At 65.3% G+C, this 19,364-nt stretch carries 18 protein-coding genes; 11 read left to right on the forward strand and 7 right to left on the reverse strand.

Annotated features, from left to right (window positions below; translation table 11 throughout):
* Positions 1 to 76: 76 nt before the first annotated feature.
* Positions 77 to 1,084 carry an ABC transporter substrate-binding protein gene (locus G342_RS0101985; RefSeq protein WP_051094045.1) on the reverse strand — a complete coding sequence of 336 codons (1,008 nt, stop codon included), beginning with the start codon at positions 1,082 to 1,084 and terminating at the stop codon, positions 77 to 79.
* Between the two features lie 365 nt (positions 1,085 to 1,449).
* Between G342_RS0101985 and G342_RS0101990 the strand changes: the two genes are divergently transcribed.
* From G342_RS0101990 to G342_RS0102040, 11 genes are all read left to right on the forward strand, one after another.
* Positions 1,450 to 1,839, forward strand: coding sequence for a RidA family protein (locus tag G342_RS0101990; RefSeq protein WP_018181427.1), 390 nt, complete (start codon positions 1,450 to 1,452; stop codon positions 1,837 to 1,839).
* A 14-nt stretch (positions 1,840 to 1,853) separates the two neighbouring features.
* On the forward strand, positions 1,854 to 3,227 hold the full coding sequence (locus G342_RS0101995) for an 8-oxoguanine deaminase (protein WP_018181428.1): 1,374 nt from the start codon (positions 1,854 to 1,856) through the stop codon (positions 3,225 to 3,227).
* A 191-nt stretch (positions 3,228 to 3,418) separates the two neighbouring features.
* Positions 3,419 to 4,225 carry a creatininase family protein gene (locus G342_RS0102000; protein WP_040878021.1) on the forward strand — a complete coding sequence of 269 codons (807 nt, stop codon included), beginning with the start codon at positions 3,419 to 3,421 and terminating at the stop codon, positions 4,223 to 4,225.
* 103 nt (positions 4,226 to 4,328) lie between these two features.
* Positions 4,329 to 5,255: an NAD(P)-dependent oxidoreductase gene (locus G342_RS0102005; RefSeq protein WP_018181430.1), complete on the forward strand. Its 927-nt coding sequence runs from the start codon at positions 4,329 to 4,331 to the stop codon at positions 5,253 to 5,255.
* A gap of 142 nt (positions 5,256 to 5,397) precedes the next feature.
* Positions 5,398 to 6,987 (forward strand): ABC transporter substrate-binding protein, encoded by a 1,590-nt coding sequence (locus G342_RS0102010; protein ID WP_018181431.1) that lies wholly within the window; start codon positions 5,398 to 5,400, stop codon positions 6,985 to 6,987.
* 105 nt (positions 6,988 to 7,092) lie between these two features.
* The gene (locus G342_RS0102015; protein WP_018181432.1) at positions 7,093 to 8,103 is read left to right on the forward strand and encodes an ABC transporter permease subunit; all 1,011 of its coding nucleotides are present in this window, start codon (positions 7,093 to 7,095) and stop codon (positions 8,101 to 8,103) included.
* Positions 8,093 to 9,001, forward strand: coding sequence for an ABC transporter permease subunit (locus G342_RS0102020; RefSeq protein WP_018181433.1), 909 nt, complete (start codon positions 8,093 to 8,095; stop codon positions 8,999 to 9,001). The genes G342_RS0102015 and G342_RS0102020 overlap by 11 nt, the downstream gene beginning before the upstream one ends.
* 2 nt (positions 9,002 to 9,003) lie before the next feature.
* Positions 9,004 to 10,011: an ABC transporter ATP-binding protein gene (locus tag G342_RS0102025; RefSeq protein WP_018181434.1), complete on the forward strand. Its 1,008-nt coding sequence runs from the start codon at positions 9,004 to 9,006 to the stop codon at positions 10,009 to 10,011.
* Positions 10,008 to 10,994 carry a dipeptide ABC transporter ATP-binding protein gene (locus tag G342_RS0102030; RefSeq protein WP_018181435.1) on the forward strand — a complete coding sequence of 329 codons (987 nt, stop codon included), beginning with the start codon at positions 10,008 to 10,010 and terminating at the stop codon, positions 10,992 to 10,994. The genes G342_RS0102025 and G342_RS0102030 overlap by 4 nt, the downstream gene beginning before the upstream one ends.
* Positions 10,995 to 11,315: 321 nt before the next feature.
* The gene (locus tag G342_RS0102035) at positions 11,316 to 12,398 is read left to right on the forward strand and encodes a CobW family GTP-binding protein (protein WP_018181436.1); all 1,083 of its coding nucleotides are present in this window, start codon (positions 11,316 to 11,318) and stop codon (positions 12,396 to 12,398) included.
* Positions 12,399 to 12,484: 86 nt separating this feature from the next.
* On the forward strand, positions 12,485 to 13,468 hold the full coding sequence (locus tag G342_RS0102040; RefSeq protein WP_018181437.1) for a WD40 repeat domain-containing protein: 984 nt from the start codon (positions 12,485 to 12,487) through the stop codon (positions 13,466 to 13,468).
* A 277-nt stretch (positions 13,469 to 13,745) separates the two neighbouring features.
* On the opposite strand, the gene G342_RS0102045 is transcribed toward G342_RS0102040, so the two are convergent.
* From G342_RS0102045 to G342_RS0102070, 6 genes are all read right to left on the reverse strand, one after another.
* The gene (locus tag G342_RS0102045; protein WP_018181438.1) at positions 13,746 to 14,126 is read right to left on the reverse strand and encodes a heme-copper oxidase family protein; all 381 of its coding nucleotides are present in this window, start codon (positions 14,124 to 14,126) and stop codon (positions 13,746 to 13,748) included.
* A 217-nt stretch (positions 14,127 to 14,343) separates the two neighbouring features.
* Complete coding sequence (locus tag G342_RS0102050; protein WP_018181439.1) at positions 14,344 to 14,754, reverse strand: GNAT family acetyltransferase; 411 nt, start codon at positions 14,752 to 14,754, stop codon at positions 14,344 to 14,346.
* Between the two features lie 366 nt (positions 14,755 to 15,120).
* Positions 15,121 to 15,543, reverse strand: coding sequence for a DUF1127 domain-containing protein (locus G342_RS26615; RefSeq protein WP_425402193.1), 423 nt, complete (start codon positions 15,541 to 15,543; stop codon positions 15,121 to 15,123).
* A gap of 148 nt (positions 15,544 to 15,691) precedes the next feature.
* Complete coding sequence (locus tag G342_RS0102060) at positions 15,692 to 17,137, reverse strand: homospermidine synthase (RefSeq protein WP_018181441.1); 1,446 nt, start codon at positions 17,135 to 17,137, stop codon at positions 15,692 to 15,694.
* Positions 17,138 to 17,261: 124 nt separating this feature from the next.
* Positions 17,262 to 17,834, reverse strand: a complete 573-nt coding sequence (locus tag G342_RS0102065; protein WP_018181442.1) for a GNAT family N-acetyltransferase — start codon at positions 17,832 to 17,834, stop codon at positions 17,262 to 17,264.
* A 13-nt stretch (positions 17,835 to 17,847) separates the two neighbouring features.
* On the reverse strand, positions 17,848 to 18,978 hold the full coding sequence (locus G342_RS0102070; protein WP_018181443.1) for a type III PLP-dependent enzyme: 1,131 nt from the start codon (positions 18,976 to 18,978) through the stop codon (positions 17,848 to 17,850).
* Positions 18,979 to 19,364: the final 386 nt, after the last annotated feature.

The following is a 19,364-nucleotide window of genomic DNA, read 5'->3' on the forward strand; positions in this document are numbered from 1 at the left end:
ACCATTCAACAACGGCATTGCCGGGACGAGCCCGGCAATGCCTGGAGCCGCGCGGCTCCGTATCGGTTCGGACGACCTACTTCTTCAGGTCCATTCCGACCTTCTTGCAGACGAATTGCGTCGTGTAATACTTCGAATAGTCGAGGTCCGGCTTGACGACACCGGCCTTGACCATCTTGTCGTAGAAGTCCTTGACCCGCTCATCGGTCATGCAGCCGATGCCCTTCTCGAGCGTGTCGCCGGAATCGACCAGGCCGTATTCCTTCATCGTCTTGATGGAATAGGCGATCTGCTCGTCCGTGATTTCCGGATTGTCCTTCTTGATCAGCTCGTTGGCGGCCGTGTTATCGCCATAGAGATAATTGTACCAGCCCTCGATCGAGGCATCGACGAAGCGCTGCGTGATGTCGGGGTTGGCCGCCACGAATTCCTGCGTGCCCTCGATCAGGGTCGCATAGGTGCTGAAGCCCTGGTCGGCGAGCAGGAACAGCTTCGGCGTGAAATCGGCCTGCTTGGCGATCTCGAACGGCTCGGAGGTGATGTAGCCCTGCTGAGCCGACTTCGGATCGGCCAGGAACGGCGCCGGATTGAAGGTGTAGGGCTTGAACTGCTCGTCGCGGAAGCCCGGGAAGGCCGACTTCATCCACTGGAAGTAGGAGGCATAGCCGTCCTTCGACAGAAGCAGCGTGTCGAGCTTGGCCAGGTCCTCGAACTTGTCGACGTCCGGATGGGCGATGATGACCTGCGGCTCCTTCTGGAAGATCGCAGCGACCTCGACCAGCGGAATTTCCTCGGCAACGGCCGAGAAGGTCTCGATCATGTTGCCGGCCATGTTGAACGTCGTCTTGCCGGCGAGCATCAGCTGGCGGTTGGCCGCCTGCGGTCCACCCTGCACGATCGTGACCTTGAGGCCATGCTTCTCATAGGTACCATCGGCGACGGCCTGGTAGAAGCCGCCATGCTCGGCCTGCGCCAGCCAGTTGGTGCCGAAGCTGACTTCGTCGAGCGCGAAGGCCTGGCCCGAAAAAGCCACTGCCGCTGCGCCGGCCGCCAAGCCGATGAACCTTGTCCTGAGCGATGTCATGTCGTTCTACGCCTTCCCCTTGTCGCGACAGCCCCAGCGGTCGCACCCCTTGTTCTTCCCGAGTCGTTTCATCCGGCTCGTCGCCTTCCTGGCCCGTCGATCGGGCTCCGCCGTCGCAAGACACATGCCACGCCGGAACTCTACGCGCCTGCGCCAAGCCTACCGTCCGCTCAGGCGTCGGGAAGTGGCGGCATATTATGCGACGAACTCTGCTCAAGATAGCGGCAGAGGCCAGGAAATTGAGCGCTTCTGTCGAAACGCCGCGGTGGAGAATGTCGATGGCGCGGGCCGGCCCGGCCTTGCCAGCAACGCGGTCGCCCCCCTACCCTTCTCCCCCCTCGTGCCGAACTCGGAGTTTTGATCGGATGAACGCCCCGCTGACCCCAAAGGACATCCGCCCGCCCTTCGGCCGCTACAGCCACGGCGTCCAGGCCCCGGCCGGCAGCCGGCTGATCTTCACCTCCGGCCAGCTTGGCATCCGCAGCGACGACAGCGTGCCGGAAGACATCGAGGAACAGGCCGAGATCTGCTTCGAGAACATCCGCTCGATCCTCGCCGAAGGCGGCATGGATCTGTCCGACATCGTTCGCCTGAACGCCTTCGTCACCAAGCGCGAGGACATGCGCCGCTACATGAATGTGCGCGACCGCTTCGTCGGCGAGCCGCTGCCGGCCTCGACGCTCTACATCGTCTCGGGCTTCACGCGGCCGGAATTCCTGGTCGAGATCGAGGCCGTCGCCGCCAGGGCCGACTGAGGGAACGGAGCGTCATGACGATCGCTGCGGAGCGAGTCTGGCTGAAGGATCCGATCGCCGCGCTCGCGGATGGCGCGGAGCGTGGCGTCGTCGTCGCGGACGGCCGCATCGCCGAACTGGTCGGCAAGGGCGCCGAGCCGGTTCACCCGGTCCAGCGGATCTTCGACGCCTCGCGCCATGTCGTGACGCCCGGCCTCGTCAACACGCATCATCATTTCTTCCAGACGATGACCCGCGCCCACCCGAAGGCGATCAACAAGTCGCTCTGGCCGTGGATCGAGGCGCTCTATCCGGTCTGGACCCGGCATGTGAACGCCGGCAATTTCCGTCTCGCCGCCCGCCTGTCGGCGACGGAACTGCTGATGTCGGGCTGCACCTGCGCTTCCGACCACCACTACATGTTCCCGGCCGGGCTCGAGCACGCGCTCGACATCGAGGCGGAAGAAGCGGCGGCGGTCGGCATCCGGATGACTCTGGCGCGCGGCGCGCTCGACGTTGTCGGCGACAAGGCCGGCGACGACAGCCAGGCGGTCGCTCCTGGCGGCGCGACGCAGGACACGGATACGATCCTGGCCGATTGCGAGCGCGTCATCGGCCGCTACCACGACCGCTCGGACGGCGCGATGACCCGCGTGGCGCTGGCCCCCTGCGCGCCCTTCGACGTTTCGATGCGGCTGATGCGCGAGACGGCGGCGCTCGCCGAGAAGCACGATTGCCGCCTGCATACCCATCTGGTCGAGACGAAGCAGGAGGCCGACTTCGCCCGCGAGAAGCACGGCATGTCGGCGGTCGACTATCTGGAGGAATGCGGCTGGTTGTCGGAGCGCACCTGGCTGGCGCACGGCATCCATTTCGACGATGGCGAGGTTCAGAAGCTCGGCCGCCACGGCGTCGGCATCTGTCATTGCCCGACCTCGAACATGGTGCTCGCCTCCGGCATCTGCCGGACGAAGGAGCTGGAAGCGGCGGGCTCGCCCGTCGGCCTTGGCGTCGACGGCTCCGCCTCGAACGACAATTCCAACCTGATCGAGGCCGCCCGCCACGCGCTGATGATCGGCAGGCTGCGCTATGGCGCCGAGGCAGTGACGGACCGGGATGCGCTGCGCTGGGCGAGCGAGGGATCGGCGCGCTGCCTCGGCCGCGACGACATTGGCGCCATCGCCGTGGGCAAGCAGGCCGACCTCGCCTTCTGGTCGCTCGACGAGTTGCGCTTTTCCGGCGCCGGCGATCCGATCGCCGCCCTCGTGCTCTGCGGCGCCCATGCGGCCGATCGCGTCATGGTGAAGGGCGAGTGGCGGGTCGAGGACGGCCAGCCGGTCGGCGTCGACGTGGCAAAACTCCGCCACGAACATCATCAGGCTTCGAAACAGTTTCTGGAGAATCTCTGAAGCCGATGAAGGCGCAGGCGGATTCCCTCCCCCTTGTGGGGAGGGTCAGGGAGGGGGTACCTCCTCCCACTCGAAAGACTGGCCTACTCTTCTTAAGTATCGCCAAGGCCAGAGGCCGGCGCTGGTACCCCCACCCCGCCCCTCCCCACAAGGGGGAGGGAGCAAAACAAGCGATCAGAAAGAGCGCGACGATGACCCTTCCCCGCCCCTATTGGCACGAAATGCAGGCCCCCGATTTTCAGGGCGGCGACAAGGACTGGATCGCGGTCCTGCCGATCTGCGCCATCGAGCAGCACGGCCCGCATCTGCCTGTCTTCACCGATGCCTGCATCGGCGAAGGGATGATGAAGCGGGTCATCGAACTGCTGCCCGAGGGCCTGCCGGCGACCTTCCTGCCGCTGCAGTCGATCGGCAAGTCTAACGAGCACATCTCCTCGCCCGGCACGCTGACCTTCTCCTGGGACACGGTCATCCGCATGTGGATGGAGATCGGCGACAGCATCGCCCGCGCCGGTGTGCGCAAGCTGGTCCTCGTCACCTCGCATGGCGGCAACATCCCGGCCGCCGAGATCATCGCGCGCGAGCTGCGCATCAAATACGACATGCTGGTCGTCTGCACCGGCTGGACCGCCGTCGGCGAGCCGGAAGGCCTGGTGCCTTCGGAGGAATATCTCTACGGCATCCATGGCGGCGACGTCGAAACCTCGATCATGCTGCATTTCCGGCCTGACCTGGTGAAGATGGAAAAGGCCGAGGATTTCCGCTCGACCCAGCTCGATCTGCTGCAGGAATTCAAGCGCCTGCGCTTCCATGGCGCCCCGGCGCGGATGGCCTGGAAGGCGCAGGATCTGAACCCGAAGGGCGCCGTCGGCAACGCCTCGCGCGCCACCGCCGAGCGCGGCAAGATGATGGTCGACTATCAGGCCACCGCCTTCGTCGAGCTGCTCGAGGAGATGGCCCGCTTCGATCTCGGCCGGCTCTGGAAGAAGCCTGCCTGAATAATCGGGAACCTTCGGAAAACCCTTGGGCATGTCGGCTGACTGTTGCTAGCATGCGTTGCATTGCGACAGCATTGGCCTGAGCGCATGTCCGGGGGCGGGCGTGGTCGACATCGTCATTTCCGAATTCATGCACAGAAACGCGGTCGCGGATCTCTCCCGCGACTTCGACGTTCTCTACGAACCGACGCTGGGCATGGACCCGCCGGCGTTGACCAAGGTCATGCGCCAGGCGCGGGCCCTCCTGATCCGTGACCGCACGGTCGTCGACATCCCGCTGATCGCGCGGGCGACCGATCTCCGCGTCGTAGGCCAGATCGGCGCCGTCTCCGACAATATCGACATGCTGAGCTGCGAGGCGCGCGGCGTGTCGATCGTCCGCGCCCCCGACATGATGGCCGACGCCATCGGCGAATATGTCATCGCCAGCGCCATGATGCTGATGCGCGGTGCCTTCTTCTCGGCCCGCGACGTGATGGCCGGCAAATGGCCGCGCGGCCATCTGGTCGGCCGCGAGATCGGCGGCCGCACCCTCGGCCTTGTCGGCCTCGATTTCGGTGCCCGCGCCGCGGCGACCCGCGCCCGGGCGCTGGGCATGCGGGTGGTCGGCTGGGATCCCTATCTGAAGCCGACCCATCCCGTCTGGAACGACATCGAGCGGATGGAGTTCGAGCCGCTGCTCGCCGAGGCCGATATCGTCAGCGTTCACCTGCCGGCCCGGCCCGAATTCATCGGCAAGCTCGGCACCACCGCGCTGTCGCGGCTCAAATCCGGCGCCGTGCTGATCTCGGTCGGCGGCGGCGGTATCGTCGACGAGGCGGCGGTCGCCAACATGCTGGCGATCAACCGCCTGCGCGGCGCCGCTTTCGACGGCTTCGAGACCGAGCCGCTGACCTTCGAGGCCGGCTCGATCTTCGCCGCTGTCCCCAATTTGCTGCTGACGCCGCGCATCGCCGACCTGACGCTCGAATCCCACCTGCGCTCCTCGGCCGCCATCGTTGCCAAGGTGCGCGGCGTGCTCAATCCTTGATCAGCTGGCAAAAATCCCTCTTGCAATCCCGTCGCGCCTCGGCTCGACTGCGGCTTTCCCGCCTGTTCGAGGTTCCAGCAAGGAACCCAAGCTGCGAGGCGGATTAAAAGCGCTTTGGAAGCGCATGTCAGGGGAGTTCAGCATGAAGACTTTTGCCCGCCTGCTGGCGGCGACAATGCTCGTGACAGGCCTCGCATCGGCCGCGGAAGCCAAGACGCTCGTCTATTGCTCGGAAGGCAGTCCCGAGAATTTCAACCCGCAGATCAACACCACCGGTACCTCCCTCGACGCAGCGCGCCCGGCCTTCAACCAGCTGGTGCAGTTCGAGCCCGGCACGACGAATGTCGTCCCGGCGCTGGCCGAGAAGTGGGACATCTCCCCGGACGGCACGGAAATCACCTTCCATCTGCGCAAGGGCGTCAAGTTCCATTCGACCAAGACCTTCACCCCGACGCGCGACTTCAACGCCGATGACGTGATCTTCTCGTTCGAGCGCCAGTGGAAGGCCGACAACCCGTACCACAAGGTCTCCGGCGGCGCGTATGACTACTTCAACGACATGGGCATGCCCGACCTGCTGAAGTCGATCGACAAGGTCGACGACTACACGGTCAAGTTCACGCTGACCCGCCCCGAGGCGCCCTTCCTCGCCAATCTGGCGATGGATTTCGCCACCATCTTCTCGGCCGAGTTCGCCGATGCGATGCTGAAGGCCGGCACGCCCGAACAGCTCGACCAGGTTCCGGTCGGCACCGGTCCGTTCTCCTTCGTCGCCTACCAGAAGGATTCGGTGATCCGCTTCAAGGCGTTCCCGGATTATTGGGATGGCGCACCGAAGCTCGACGGCCTCGTCTTCGCGATCACCAAGGATCCGACGGCGCGCTGGTCGAAGCTGCAGAAGGGCGAATGCCAGATCATGGCCTACCCGAACCCGTCCGACCTGGACGCGATCGGCAAGGACCCGAACGTCAACCTGTTGCAGCAGGCCGGCCTCAACATCGGCTACCTCGCCTTCAACGTCGAGAAGAAGCCGTTCGACGACAAGCGCGTCCGCCTGGCGATGGCGCACGCCATCGACAAGGACACGATCCTCAAGGACGTCTATCTCGGCGCCGGCCAGTCGGCCAAGAATCTGATCCCGCCGACGATCTGGAGCTACAACGACAAGGTCGTCGACTATGAGTACGACCCGGAGAAGGCCAAGGCGCTGCTGAAGGAAGCGGGCCTCGAGGGCGGCTTCGAGACGGATCTCTGGTGGATGCCGGTGCAGCGTCCGTACAATCCGAACGCCAAGCGCGTCGCCGAGATCATCCAGGCCGACCTCGCCAAGCTGAACATCAAGGCCAACCTCGTTTCCTACGAATGGGGCGAGTACCGCAAGCGCATGCAGGCGGGCGAGCACAAGATGGGCCAGCTCGGCTGGACCGGCGACAATGGCGACCCGGACAACTTCTTCTTCCTGCTGTCCTGCGAGGCGGCCCGTCCGGGCGGCCAGAACCTCTCCAAGTGGTGCAACAAGGAGTTCGACGACCGTCTGAACAAGGCGAAGTCCCTGTTCGACAAGGCCGAGCGCACCAAGCTCTATGAAGAGATGCAGGTCATCCAGCACGACGACTATCCGATGATGCCGATCGCCCACTCGATCGTGTTCGAGCCCACCCGCAAGGAGGTCAGCGGCTACAAGGTCAGCCCGCTCGGCCGGCATGAGTTCACCAATGTCGAGCTGAAGTAGCAGCTCTCACACGGTACGGAGGCGGGCGGCCCGTTCGTCCGCCTCCGATATCAAGTCTGGACCAGGCGGCGTATCCTGTGCGCTCGCCCACCACGGGTCCCCAAAATGCTCGGATTCATCGTTCGGCGAGTTCTGCTCGTCATACCGACCTTCATCGCCATAGCCTTCCTGACCTTCGTCGCCATCCGCCTCGTTCCCGGCGACCCGATCGAGGTCCGCACGGGCGAACGCGGCATCTCGCCGGAGCGGCTGGCCCAGTTCCGGCATGAGCTCGGCCTCGACCAGCCCGTCTGGAAGCAGTTCCTCGACTATCTCTGGCAGCTCGCGCACGGCAATTTCGGCACCTCGACCTCGACCCATGCGCCGGTCCTGACCGAGTTCCTGACGCTGTTCCCGGCGACGCTGGAACTCGCCATCTGCGCCATGCTCTTCGCCACCATCCTCGGCATTCCGGCCGGCGTCATCGCCGCGACGCGGCGCGGCTCGTTCGTCGACTACACGCTGATGGGCGCGGCGCTGACCGGCTTCTCGATGCCGATCTTCTGGTGGGGCCTGCTGCTGGTGCTGTTCTTCTCGGTCAATCTCGGCTGGACCCCGGTCTCCGGCCGCATCGACCTCTTGTATTATTTCGAGCCCGTCACCGGCTTCATGCTGATCGACAGCTGGCTCTCCGGCGAGGAAGGCGCGTTCAGCTCGGCGGTGTCGCATCTGATCCTGCCGACCATCGTGCTCGGCACCATCCCGCTCGCCACCATCGCCCGCATGACCCGCTCGGCCATGCTGGAGATCCTCGGCGAGGATTATGTCCGCACGGCACGCGCGAAGGGCCTGTCGCCCTTCCGGGTGGTCGGCCTGCACGCGCTCCGCAACGCGCTGATCCCGGTCGTCACCGTGATCGGCCTGCAGGTCGGCGCGCTGATGGCCGGCGCTGTACTGACGGAATACATCTTCTCCTGGCCCGGCATCGGCTCCTGGCTGATCGAATCGATCAACCGCCGCGACTATCCGGTGCTGCAGGGCGGCATCCTGCTCGTCTCCGGCATCGTCATCCTGATCAACATTCTCGTCGACCTGCTCTACGGCGTGCTCAATCCGAGGATCCGCCATGCCCGCTGACCGCGTCGTCTCCCCCCTCCCCGTCGCCAAGGCGCCACCCGGCCCGTTCGTCGCCTTCTTCCGCGACTTCTCCGAGAACCGCGCCGCGCTGGTCGGGCTGATCCTGCTGTCACTGCTCGTCTTCGTCGCTGTTTTCGCCAATTTCATCGCGCCCTATTCGCCCTACGAGCAGTTCCGCGAATTCACCCGCATCCCGCCGGCCTGGGTCGAAGGCGGCAATTCCGCCTTCCTGCTCGGCACCGACGAGATCGGCCGCGACATGCTCTCGCGCCTGATCTTCGGTGCCCGGCTCTCGCTGTTCATCGGACTTTCCGTGGTCGTCGCCTCGATGGCGGTCGGCATCGTGCTCGGCCTGATCGCCGCCTTCGCACCCGGCTGGCCCTCGATTGTCATCATGCGGGCGATGGACGTCATCCTGTCGGTGCCGAGCCTTTTGCTCGCCATCGTCATCGTCGCCATCATCGGCCCGAGCCTGACCAACACGATCATCGCCATCACGGTGGTGTACCTGCCCTATTACGTCCGCCTCGTGCGCGCCTCGGCGATGCAGGAGAAGACGCGCGACTATGTAACGGCGGCGCGCGTCGGCGGCGCCGGCACGCTCCGCATCATGTTCAAGACGGTGCTGCCCAACTGCATGGCGCCGATCATCGTCCAGGCGGCGCTCACCATCTCGAACGCCATCCTCGAGGCGGCGGCGCTGGGCTTCCTCGGCCTCGGCGCCCAGCCGCCGTCGCCCGAATGGGGCGCGATGCTCGCCTCGGCGCGCGAATTCCTGCAATCGGCGCCGTGGATCGTCACGACGCCGGGCGTCGCCATCCTGATCACCGTGCTCTCGATCAATCTCGTCGGCGACGGGTTGCGCGACGCGCTCGACCCGAAGATGCGGAGGAGCTGACCGTGCCGCTTCTCGAAATCAACGACCTGACGGTCGACTTCAAGACCGGCTCCGGCCAGTTCCGCGCCGTCGACGGCGTCTCGCTCAGCGTCGACCGCGGCGAGATCCTCGCCATCGTCGGCGAGAGCGGCTCCGGCAAATCGGTCGCCATGCTGGCGGTGATGGGGCTGCTGCCCTGGACCGCCACCGTCTCGGCCAAGACGCTCTCCTTCGACGGCCGCGATTTGCTGACGCTGACGCCGCGCGAGCGGCGCAAGCTGGTCGGCAAGGACATGGCGATGATCTTCCAGGAGCCGATGTCGAGCCTGAACCCGTGCTTCACGGTCGGCTACCAGATCGGCGAGAGCCTGAAGGTGCATCTCGGCCTGTCGAAGAGCGAGCGGCGCAAGCGCTCGATCGAGCTGCTCGAGGCTGTCGGTATCCCCGACCCGGAACGCCGGCTCTCCGCCTTCCCGCACCAGCTTTCCGGCGGCATGAGCCAGCGCGTGATGATTGCCATCGCGCTCGCATGCCGGCCGAAGCTGATCATCGCCGACGAGCCGACGACGGCGCTCGACGTCACCATCCAGGCGCAGATACTCGAGCTGCTCGTCTCGCTGCAGCGGGAGACCGATACCGGCCTGGTGCTGATCACCCATGACATGGGCGTCGTCGCCGAGACGGCCGAACGCGTCTCGGTGCACTATGCCGGCCAGAAGATCGAGGAGCAGCCGGTCGGCCCGCTCTTCGCCGATCCGCACCATCCCTACACGGCCGCGCTTCTCGCGGCCCTGCCGGAACGGGCGACGGGCAAGCGCCTGCCGTCGATTCCCGGCGTCGTGCCCGGCCAGTTCGACCGGCCGCCGGCCTGCCTGTTCGAACCGCGCTGCCGCTTCGCCACCGATCGCTGCCGCACCAAGGTGCCGCCGCGCCAGGGCGCCATCGCCGGCTTCGCCCTTTGCCACTATCCGCTGACGCATGGCAGGCCGATCGGCCATCCCCATCCCGAAGGCAGGGAGGTCGCCGCGTGAACGCCCCCATCGTCCTCGAAGCCTCGAAACTCGCCCGCTTCTATTCGGTGCATCGCGGCGCCTTCAAGCCGGCCGCCACGATCAAGGCGCTGGCCGAGGCGAGCTTCACGCTCGAAGCCGGCAAGACACTCGCTGTCGTCGGTGAATCCGGCTGCGGCAAGTCGACCCTCGCCCGCCTCGTCACCATGATCGAGGAACCGAGCGAGGGCCGCCTCGTCATCGGCGACACCGACATCGTCACGGCCGACAAGGCGGCGCTGAAGCGGCTTCGCTCGGAAGTGCAGATCGTCTTCCAGAACCCCTATGGCTCGCTCAATCCGCGCCAGAAGATCCTGGACGCGCTGGCCGAACCGCTGATCATCAACCGCAAGGAGATGAGCGCCGCCGACCGCAAGGCCGCCGTGCTCGACATGCTGAAGCGCGTCGGCCTCCGGCCCGAGCATGCCAACCGCTATCCGCACATGTTCTCCGGCGGCCAGCGCCAGCGCATCGCCATCGCCCGCGCGCTGATGCTCAGCCCGAAGATCCTGGTCCTCGACGAACCGGTCTCGGCGCTCGACGTCTCGGTGCAGGCGCAGGTGCTGAACCTGCTGGTCGAGCTGCAGGAGAGCCTCGGCCTCTCCTATCTGTTCATCTCGCACGGCCTCTCGGTGGTGCGGCACATGGCCGACGAGATCCTGGTCATGTATCTCGGCCGTGTCGTCGAACGCGCGCCCCGTGAAAAGCTGTTCGAGCAGCCGCTACATCCCTATACGCAGGCGCTGCTCTCGGCGACGCCGATGGCCGATCCCGAGCGCCAGCGCGAGCGCATCCGCCTGAAGGGCGAACTGCCGTCGCCGTTCAATCCGCCGCGCGGCTGCGCCTTCCATCCGCGCTGCCCGCTCGCCTTCGACAAATGCCGCGTCGACCGGCCGGAGCTGACCTGGCACGGCGAGACGGAAGTCGCCTGCTGGGCGGTCGAGCGGGACGCGCGCGTGGCTTAGGGCCCCGAATACGGTTGTTTTGAATCGCCGGCCAATCTTCACCTCTCGCTGAGGGAGAGGTCGACGGCCGCAGGCCGGCGGGTGAGGGTTTACGGCCTCATCCGGAGAATTCCCTAAACCCTCACCCGGAGCTCCGCTCCGACCTCCCCCTCAGGGGGAGGTGAAAGCCTGGCTCCCTCCACGCGAGAGAGGGCTGGGGTGAGGGCCTTCCTTCGCCCGGTTCATTCCTTCCCCATCGCAATCGGCGCCGACATCCCTTATATCAGGCGGCAACCCATTCCCCCTTTTGCGCGGGCTGATGCTCCGCGCCGGAGATCCTTCATGACGGAAACCCAGATCCCGGTCACCGTGCTCACCGGCTATCTCGGCGCCGGCAAGACGACGCTGCTGAACCGCATCCTCTCGGAAAACCACGGCAAGAAATACGCCGTCGTCGTCAACGAGTTCGGCGAGATCGGCATCGACAACGACCTCATCGTCGAAAGCGACGAAGAGATCTACGAGATGAACAATGGCTGCGTCTGCTGCACGGTGCGCGGCGACCTGATCCGCGTCGTCGAAGGCCTGATGAAGCGCCCCGGCGGCTTCGACGGCATCCTGGTCGAGACGACCGGCCTCGCCAATCCGGCCCCCGTCGCCCAGACCTTCTTCATGGATGACGACGTGCGCGCCAAGTCGCGCCTCGACGCCGTCGTCACCGTCGCCGACGCCATGAACCTGCTGACCCGGCTCGACGATGCTCCGGAAGCCGAGGAGCAGATCGCGTTTGCCGACGTCATCCTGCTGAACAAGACCGACCTCGTTTCGGCCGAGCAACTGGCCGCCGTCGAGCGCCGCATCCGCGACATCAATCCGCATGCGACGATCCACCGGACCGAGCGCTGCGCCATCGACCTCTCCAAGGTGCTCGATCGCGGCGCCTTCGACCTCGACCGCATCCTGACGCTCGATCCGGAATTCCTCGAGGGCGAGGATCACGACCACGATCACGTCCATGACGAGACCTGCGGTCACGACCATCACCACCATGATCACGGCCATGACCATCACGGGCATGATCATGACCACGACGACCACCACCATCATCATCCGCGCCATGACGAGTCGGTGTTCTCGGTCTCGCTGCGGGGCGGCTCGCTCGATCCCAACAAGTTCTTCCCCTGGATCCAGGAAATCACCCAGGTCGAGGGTCCGAACATCCTGCGCCTGAAGGGCATCCTGGCGATGGATCGCGATCCCGACCGCTACGTGCTGCAGGGCGTGCACATGATCATCGAAGGCACGCATCAGCGTCCGTGGGCGGAAGGCGAGAAGCGCGAGAGCCGCCTCGTCTTCATCGGCCGCAAGCTGAACGAGGAAGCCCTGCGCAAGAGCTTCGAAGCCTGCCTGATGCCGGCGGCCTGACGGCCGCGCCTCTCGCCTCTCCCTCGCCCCGGCCCACGTGACCGGGGCGATCGATCGACCTGCACGACATCGACCGGAAAAGTCTCTTGCCCACCATCCAGTCCTTTCCTCTCGACGCCTATGTCGTCGCGGCGCATTTCCTCGGCAGCGAGCCGGCCTTCGCGCTCGGCGACGGCCATGTCACGCTGGTCGACGGTCCGTCGGCCGAGAAGCATGCCGTCCATTCCGGCGGCCTGCTCGCCGCCGCGCGCACGCTGGACGGCGCCCGCCTGATCACGACCGGCGATGACGGTCGCGTCTGCGCCATCGACGCCAGCGGCGGGATCGCCGAGATCGCCAGCCAGCCGAAGAAGTGGGTCGACCAGGTCGCCTGCGGCCCGGACGGCGTCATCGCCTATGCCAGTGGCCGGCAGGTCTTCGTGCGCTTCGCCAACGGCAAGGAGCGCGTGCTCGAGCACGAGCGCACCGCCGCCGGCCTCGCCTTCGCGCCGAAGGGGCTCCGCCTCGCCGTCGCCCGCTACAATGGCGTGTCGCTCTGGTGGATCGGCACGGACGCCAAGCCGACCGAATTCGAATGGAAGGGCTCGCATCTCGGCGTCACCTTCTCGCCGGACGGCAAGAACGTCATCACCACCATGCAGGAGAATTCGCTGCATGGCTGGCGCATCGCCGATGGCGGCGGCCACATGCGGATGTCGGGCTATCCGGGCAAGGTGAAGTCGATGTCGTGGTCGGCCAAGGGCCGCTTCCTGGCGACGTCGGGCGCGGAAATGGCCGTGCTCTGGCCGTTCCACTTCAAGGACGGCCCGATGGGCAAGCAGCCGTTGCAGTTGGGAACCCGCGACCAGGTCGTCACCTTCGTCGCCTGCCACCCGACCGAAGAAGTCGTGGCGATCGGCTACAAGGACGGCATGGTCCTGGCGGTCCGCTTCGCCGACAGCGACGAGGCGATCCTGCGCAAGCCGGGCGTTGGCGGCGCGGTCAGCGCGCTCGCCTGGGACGCGAAGGGCGTCCGCCTCGCCTTCGGCACCGAGGGCGGCGAAGCCGGCGTGATCGATCTCGCCGGCTGATTCTCTCCCTAAAACTCGACTATCATCCTGAGATGCCCGGCAAGGCCGGGCCTCGAAGGAGAGTCTAGGGAACGCGGGTCATCGAAGGCCGTCATGCAGCCCACGGCGCATGAGCCGAACGCGTCGCCCCGGCGGAGGCCGGGGCCCATGAACCGACCAGGCAAACCATGGCCAGCCTTCTGGTGACGGGCCCGTGTGTCTGGATCCCGGCCTTCGCCGGGATGACGGCGGAGGCCAGCCGACTTTGCGCAGGGATCTCTCACTCAAGGGGAGCCATTCACACCCGGCGCGGCGCGCTGCGGAAGATCGATACCGCGAACAGGATCATGCCCATCAGCGTGATGATCGAGCCGGCAATGACGATCGGCTCACCCACGGGCACCATGCGCAGCGTCAGGACGAGGCCGGGGATCATGATCCACAGGCCGACCGTCGAGACCCAGAACTGGATCGTCGCCAGCCGGCTCTCGGCCTTGTCGCGATTGGCATTGTAATAGAAGCCCATCAGCGCCAGCGAGACCCAGCCGATCAGGTTGAGATGGGCATGGGCCGGCGCCAGGCTGAAGTCCTGCTTGGCCCCCATGATGATGCCGCCGATCATGCCGACGATGACATAGATCACGGCGCTTCCAATGAACCACTGACTGATTTTCGGCATGTCGTCCCCTCCCGGAAAGCGGGGTCGACTCACTCCTCCGATCGCCCCCGCGCATCGCGGTACGACGTAACGGAAACCAAGTCAAAATCATTCTAAACAACGCTGTCTGGCCGGGGATCGACAACTCTCGTCGACGGAACCGCTCCCGAACTCCTGGCCGAAGCGATGGTCACTCAAGACGTGCGGGACACCGACTTTGAAACGAGGCGTAAACGGTTTAGGCGAGCCGCTTGCTCATGCTGATCCGCGGCTCGACCTCGTATCCGGCTTCTTCATAGAACCGGATGACGGCCGCGCTGCTCTCGACAACCTGCAGATTGATCTTGACGCAGCCAAGCGCCGCCAGACGTCTTTCGACTTCCGAAAGCAACGCCTGTCCGATGCCCTGGTGCCGATGGGTTTGCAGGACGGCAATGCGGGAAATCCAGCCGCGATGGCCTTCATAGCCGGCCATGACCGAGCCCACCACCTGCGAGCCCTCGAGCGCGACCAGCATCAAGCCCGGCTGAAAGCGCATCTTCTCGGGAATGGCGACCGAGGCCCTGTTCCACGGAGCATCGTTGGGGAACGCGTCCTGCCAGAGCGCTTCGACGCCGGTGAAATGCTCGTCCTGATAATCCGAAATCATCGGAAGCGCCTCATGCTCGAACCAAGGAGCCGGAGCTTATAGCAGGAGACCGACTGGCTCGGCGAACCGCCCCGCCGGCGTCACGCGCACAGGCAGGCGCACCCGGGCTTGGTGCGGACGTTCTCGGATAAGGAATGCAGGGCTGAAATGAATGACGCCGGCGCGCGACCGGGAGCCGAAGGAGAGGCTCTGAACACGGTCGCGTCTGCCGGCGTCTGACGCATGGCGTCAAAAGAAAAACGCCCGTCGGGGAGGAGGTCGACGGGCGTTTGGAAGGTGGCGCGTTGCCGGGGAGGAGGTCAGCGCGGCGCCGATCGCAGAGAACTGGAGGGAGGAGGGGATGTCCTCTGCGAATTCCTTGAAGTCTTAGTAACCGACGGCCTGCTTGGCGACCCGCTCGATTTCACCGCGGTGAATGCCGAGGTCAGCAAGTTCGCGGCTGGAGAGGCGCGAGAGCTCGTTGTAGGTCTCGCGGAACTTGCGCCAGTTCTTGTAGGAAGCGATGATGTTCATAGCCATTTTCGGATGTCCTTCGAATTCGATCTGATTTCTGTCGAACTGGCGCCCGATTTCTTGGTCGCCGTTCTTGTTGACCCTGATATAGGCGGATGCCGCCGGATTGAGCAGTGCATAAAAGCTCATGCCAGCGATGCGTGTAACGCAGAGCAGCATTAATTTGGCTGTCATATTGCAGTGCAACATTAAGGGATACGGCCGGATTGCGGCGGCGTGGCCGGCAATCCCGCCCGCACGAAGGCAAATCATGGCCGAGGCATGACACTGGCGCATGCCGAGGCAGACAATCCCGCTGCCCAATCCTGCGGCAGGCGACGAGGCCTGCCCCCTCCCCGCGCACAAAAAAAAGACCGGGCCGAAGCCCGGTCTCGATATCGCATGGCCCGCAAGCCGCTTGTCTCCCGCCGAGGCGGGAGACTCGTCAGCCCGCCTGGTGCACCAGCACGTTGCGGAACTGCCAGGGATCGCTCTCGTCGATGTCTTCCGGGAAGAAGCCGGGACGATCGGTGAGCGGCGTCCAGTCGGTGTAGACGCCTTCGACGGTGCCGAGATAAGGCCGCTGCGCGGTCAGGCAGACGTCATAGTCCAGCTCGTCGGACTCGACGATGCCGGCTTCCGGATTCTGCAGCGCCCAGACCATGCCCGCCATCACGGCGGAGGTGACCTGCAGGCCGCTGGCGTTCTGGTAGGGCGCAAGCTTGCGCGCTTCCTCGATCGTCAGCCGCGAACCGTACCAGTAGGCGTTCTTGGCATGGCCGTAGAGCAGCACGCCGAGCTCGTCGCGGCCGTCGAGGATTTCGTCGGGCGCGAGGATGTGGTGCTTGGGCTGGTACTGCGGCTGCGCGGCATAGCCGAACATCTCGTGCAGCGACAGCAGCGCGTCATTGGCCGGATGGTAGGCGTAGTGCACCGTCGGGCGGTAGGTCACGGTATCGCCGTCGCGCGCGGTGAAGTAGTCGGCGATGGTGATCGCCTCGTTATGCGTGACGAGATAGGCGAGCTGCGAGCCCGGCGTCGGGCACCAGCTGCGGACGCGGGTATCGGCGCCCGGCGACAGCAGGTAGATCGCAGCACCGCTGCCCTTCGCATGGGTGCGGCCGAAGCTCGGCATCCAGCGCTCATGCGTGCCCCAGCCGAGCTCGGCCGGCTGCAGCGCCTCGGCGATGAAGCCTTCGACCGACCAGGTGTTGATGAAGGTGCCCATCGGCTTCGGGCTCAAGGCGCGCTGGGTGTCGCGCTCGGCGATATGGACGCCCTTGACGCCCGCAGCCTTCATCAGCGCCGCCCATTCGGCCTTCGTCTTCGGAACCTCATGCTCGATGCCGAGATCGGTGGCGATGTTCAGCAGCGCCTGCTTGACGAACCAGGACACCATGCCGGGATTGGCGCCGGAGCAGGAGACCGCCGTCGGGCCGCCCGGATTGGCGCGCTTGGCCGCCAGCAGCGTCTCGCGCAGCGCGTAGTTCGAGCGCGAGGCCGCGTCGACATCGCCAGCATCATAGAAGCCGGCCCACGGCTCGACGACGGTATCGATGTAGAGCGAGCCAAGCTCGCGCGTCAGCGTCAGGATATCGACTGAAGAAGTGTCGACCGACAGATTGACGAGGAAGCCCTGGCCTTCGGAGCTAGTCAGCAGCGGCGTCAGGATCTCGCGGTAATTGTCCGGCGTCAGCGCGGCCTGGACATGCGTGACACCTTCGCTCGCCATCAGCTCGGCGAATTCGCCCTTCGGCTCGATGACGGTGATCTGCGGCTGGTCGAGAGCGAAATGACGCTTCAACAGCGGGAGGAAACCGCGTCCGATAGAACCGAAGCCAATAATGACGACGGGGCCATTGATACGACCGTAAACTGGCCAATTCGTCATAGCGAAACACTCCTGAAAGTCGAAATCAACAAGTGGGGTACCGTACCCTTCCTTCGTGACAAACAAAAAGCCGTGGATGGAAGGGCTTCACCCCTTCCATCCACGACCCGTTCGAAGCAGGAACCTAACGAGTTGCGCCGGCGAGGTCGAGCCCGGAAGGGCTTCTGACCAGCGGAAAGTCCGGCCCGGCGAGCGGCGGGGCCGACCAGTCGCCCGTGGCGACCAGCATTCCGGCGGCGCCGGCGAGCGCTCCATCCCGGAGTTCGAGAGCGAGAAAACGCTCGCGGTCGACCGGACCGGGCATCATCAGGCTGCCGGTCGCGGCGGTCGAGAAACCAAAACGCGCATAATAGTCCGCATCCCCGACCAGGATCACGGCGCCATGGCCGAACATGGCGGCGCGGTTCAGCGCGGCGCGCATCAGCTTGCCGCCGAGGCCTTCGCTCTGACGCTCCGGCGCGATCGCCAGCGGCCCGAGCAGCAGCGCGTCGCGGCCATCGGCCGAGACGTTCCAGAGACGGACCGTGCCGATGACGGCGTCGCCGTCGCGCGCGACCAGCGCCAGGCCGGAAGCCGGCAGGCGGTTTTCGCGCAGACGCTCGGAGGTCTTCTGGTGGCGGTCCGGGCCCATGGCCCGGTCAAGCAGCATTTCCCGGGCGCCGGCTTCACCCGGCGCCTCCACGTCGATCTGAATCATCGATGGACTTCTTTCAGATCACGAAGGCTTCGAGCGGCTTGAAGCCGTTGAAAGCGACCGCCGAATAGGTCGTCGTATAGGCGCCCGTTCCTTCGATCAGCACTTCGTCGCCGATCGAGAGCGACACCGGCAGGTGATACGGCGTCTTCTCGTAGAGAACGTCGGCAGAATCGCAGGTCGGACCGGCGAGCACGCAGGCGGTCTTCTCGTCGTGATCATGCGCGGTACGGATCGGATAGCGGATCGACTCGTCCATCGTCTCGGCGAGGCCGCCGAACTTGCCGATGTCGAGATAGACCCAGCGGATGTCATCCGTGTCGTTCTTCTTCGAGATCAGAACGACTTCCGTCTTGATGATACCGGCATTGCCGACCATGCCGCGGCCCGGCTCGATGATCGTCTCCGGGATGCGATTGCCGAAATGGCGCTTCAGCGCGGCGTCGATCGACGAGGCATAGTTCTCCACACCCGGAATCTCCTTGAGATAACGGGTCGGGAAGCCGCCGCCGAGATTGACCATCGACAGCTGGATGCCACGCTCGGCCAGCGTGTGGAAGATGCCGGCGGCCGACGCGAGCGCGCCGTCCCAAGCCTCGGTGTTCGCCTGCTGCGAGCCGACATGGAACGACACGCCATAGGCGCGCAGGCCCAGGCGATGCGCATGCTCGAGCACGCCGACAGCCATTTCGGGCTCGCAGCCGAACTTGCGCGACAGCGGCCATTCGGCGCCGGCGCCATCGCACAGGATGCGGCAGAACACGCGGGTTCCGGGCGCGGCGCGGGCGACCTTCTCGACCTCGGCCTCGCAATCGACCGCATAGAGGTCGATGCCACGCGCGAAGGCAGCAGCGACGTCGCGCTCCTTCTTGATCGTGTTGCCGAAGGAGATGCGGTCGGGCGACGCGCCGGCGGCCAGCGCCATGTCGATCTCGGCGACCGAGGCGCAGTCGAAGTTCGAGCCGAGCGAGGCGAGCAGAGCCAGCACTTCCGGCGCTGGGTTGGCCTTCACCGCATAGAAGACGCGGGTGTCCGGCAACGCATGCGCGAAGGCGAGATAATTGTCCCTGACCACATCGAGATCGACGACAAGGCACGGCCCGTCGGGACGTCGGTTGTTCAGGAAGTCGAGGATGCGTGCGGTCATGAGGGTCTCCCCGTCGGCCAGCCATGGCCAATTACGTTGCGAAAGCGATGACGAAACCGGAGCGCAGCCCTCGCGCCGAGCGCTATGGACGCGATCGGAACGGTGACAAACGAGCCGTTTTTGCCGGGATGAGCCGGCAGTTTTCGCGGGTAGCAGTCGCAGCGAGGAACGACGAGCGTTCAACGTGAGCGCTGCCTTCGCTTGGAACGGGAGACCCGATCCGCACGCCCGGCAAGGATGTAGTGCCTCTTCAGTGACAACGGCCTGTGGAGAGCCGTTCGAGACCAAAAAAGCCCGCTACGTCGTTGCTTCAAGTCGCGTCCTCCGCGGAGACGGAGTTCACCGGTTTCGCTTTCCGGCTGCCGACCTTCTCGGGATCGCTCCCG

Origin of the sequence: Kaistia granuli DSM 23481, from assembly GCF_000380505.1 — a bacterium.
In the GTDB taxonomy this organism is placed as follows: Bacteria; Pseudomonadota; Alphaproteobacteria; order Rhizobiales; family Kaistiaceae; genus Kaistia; species Kaistia granuli.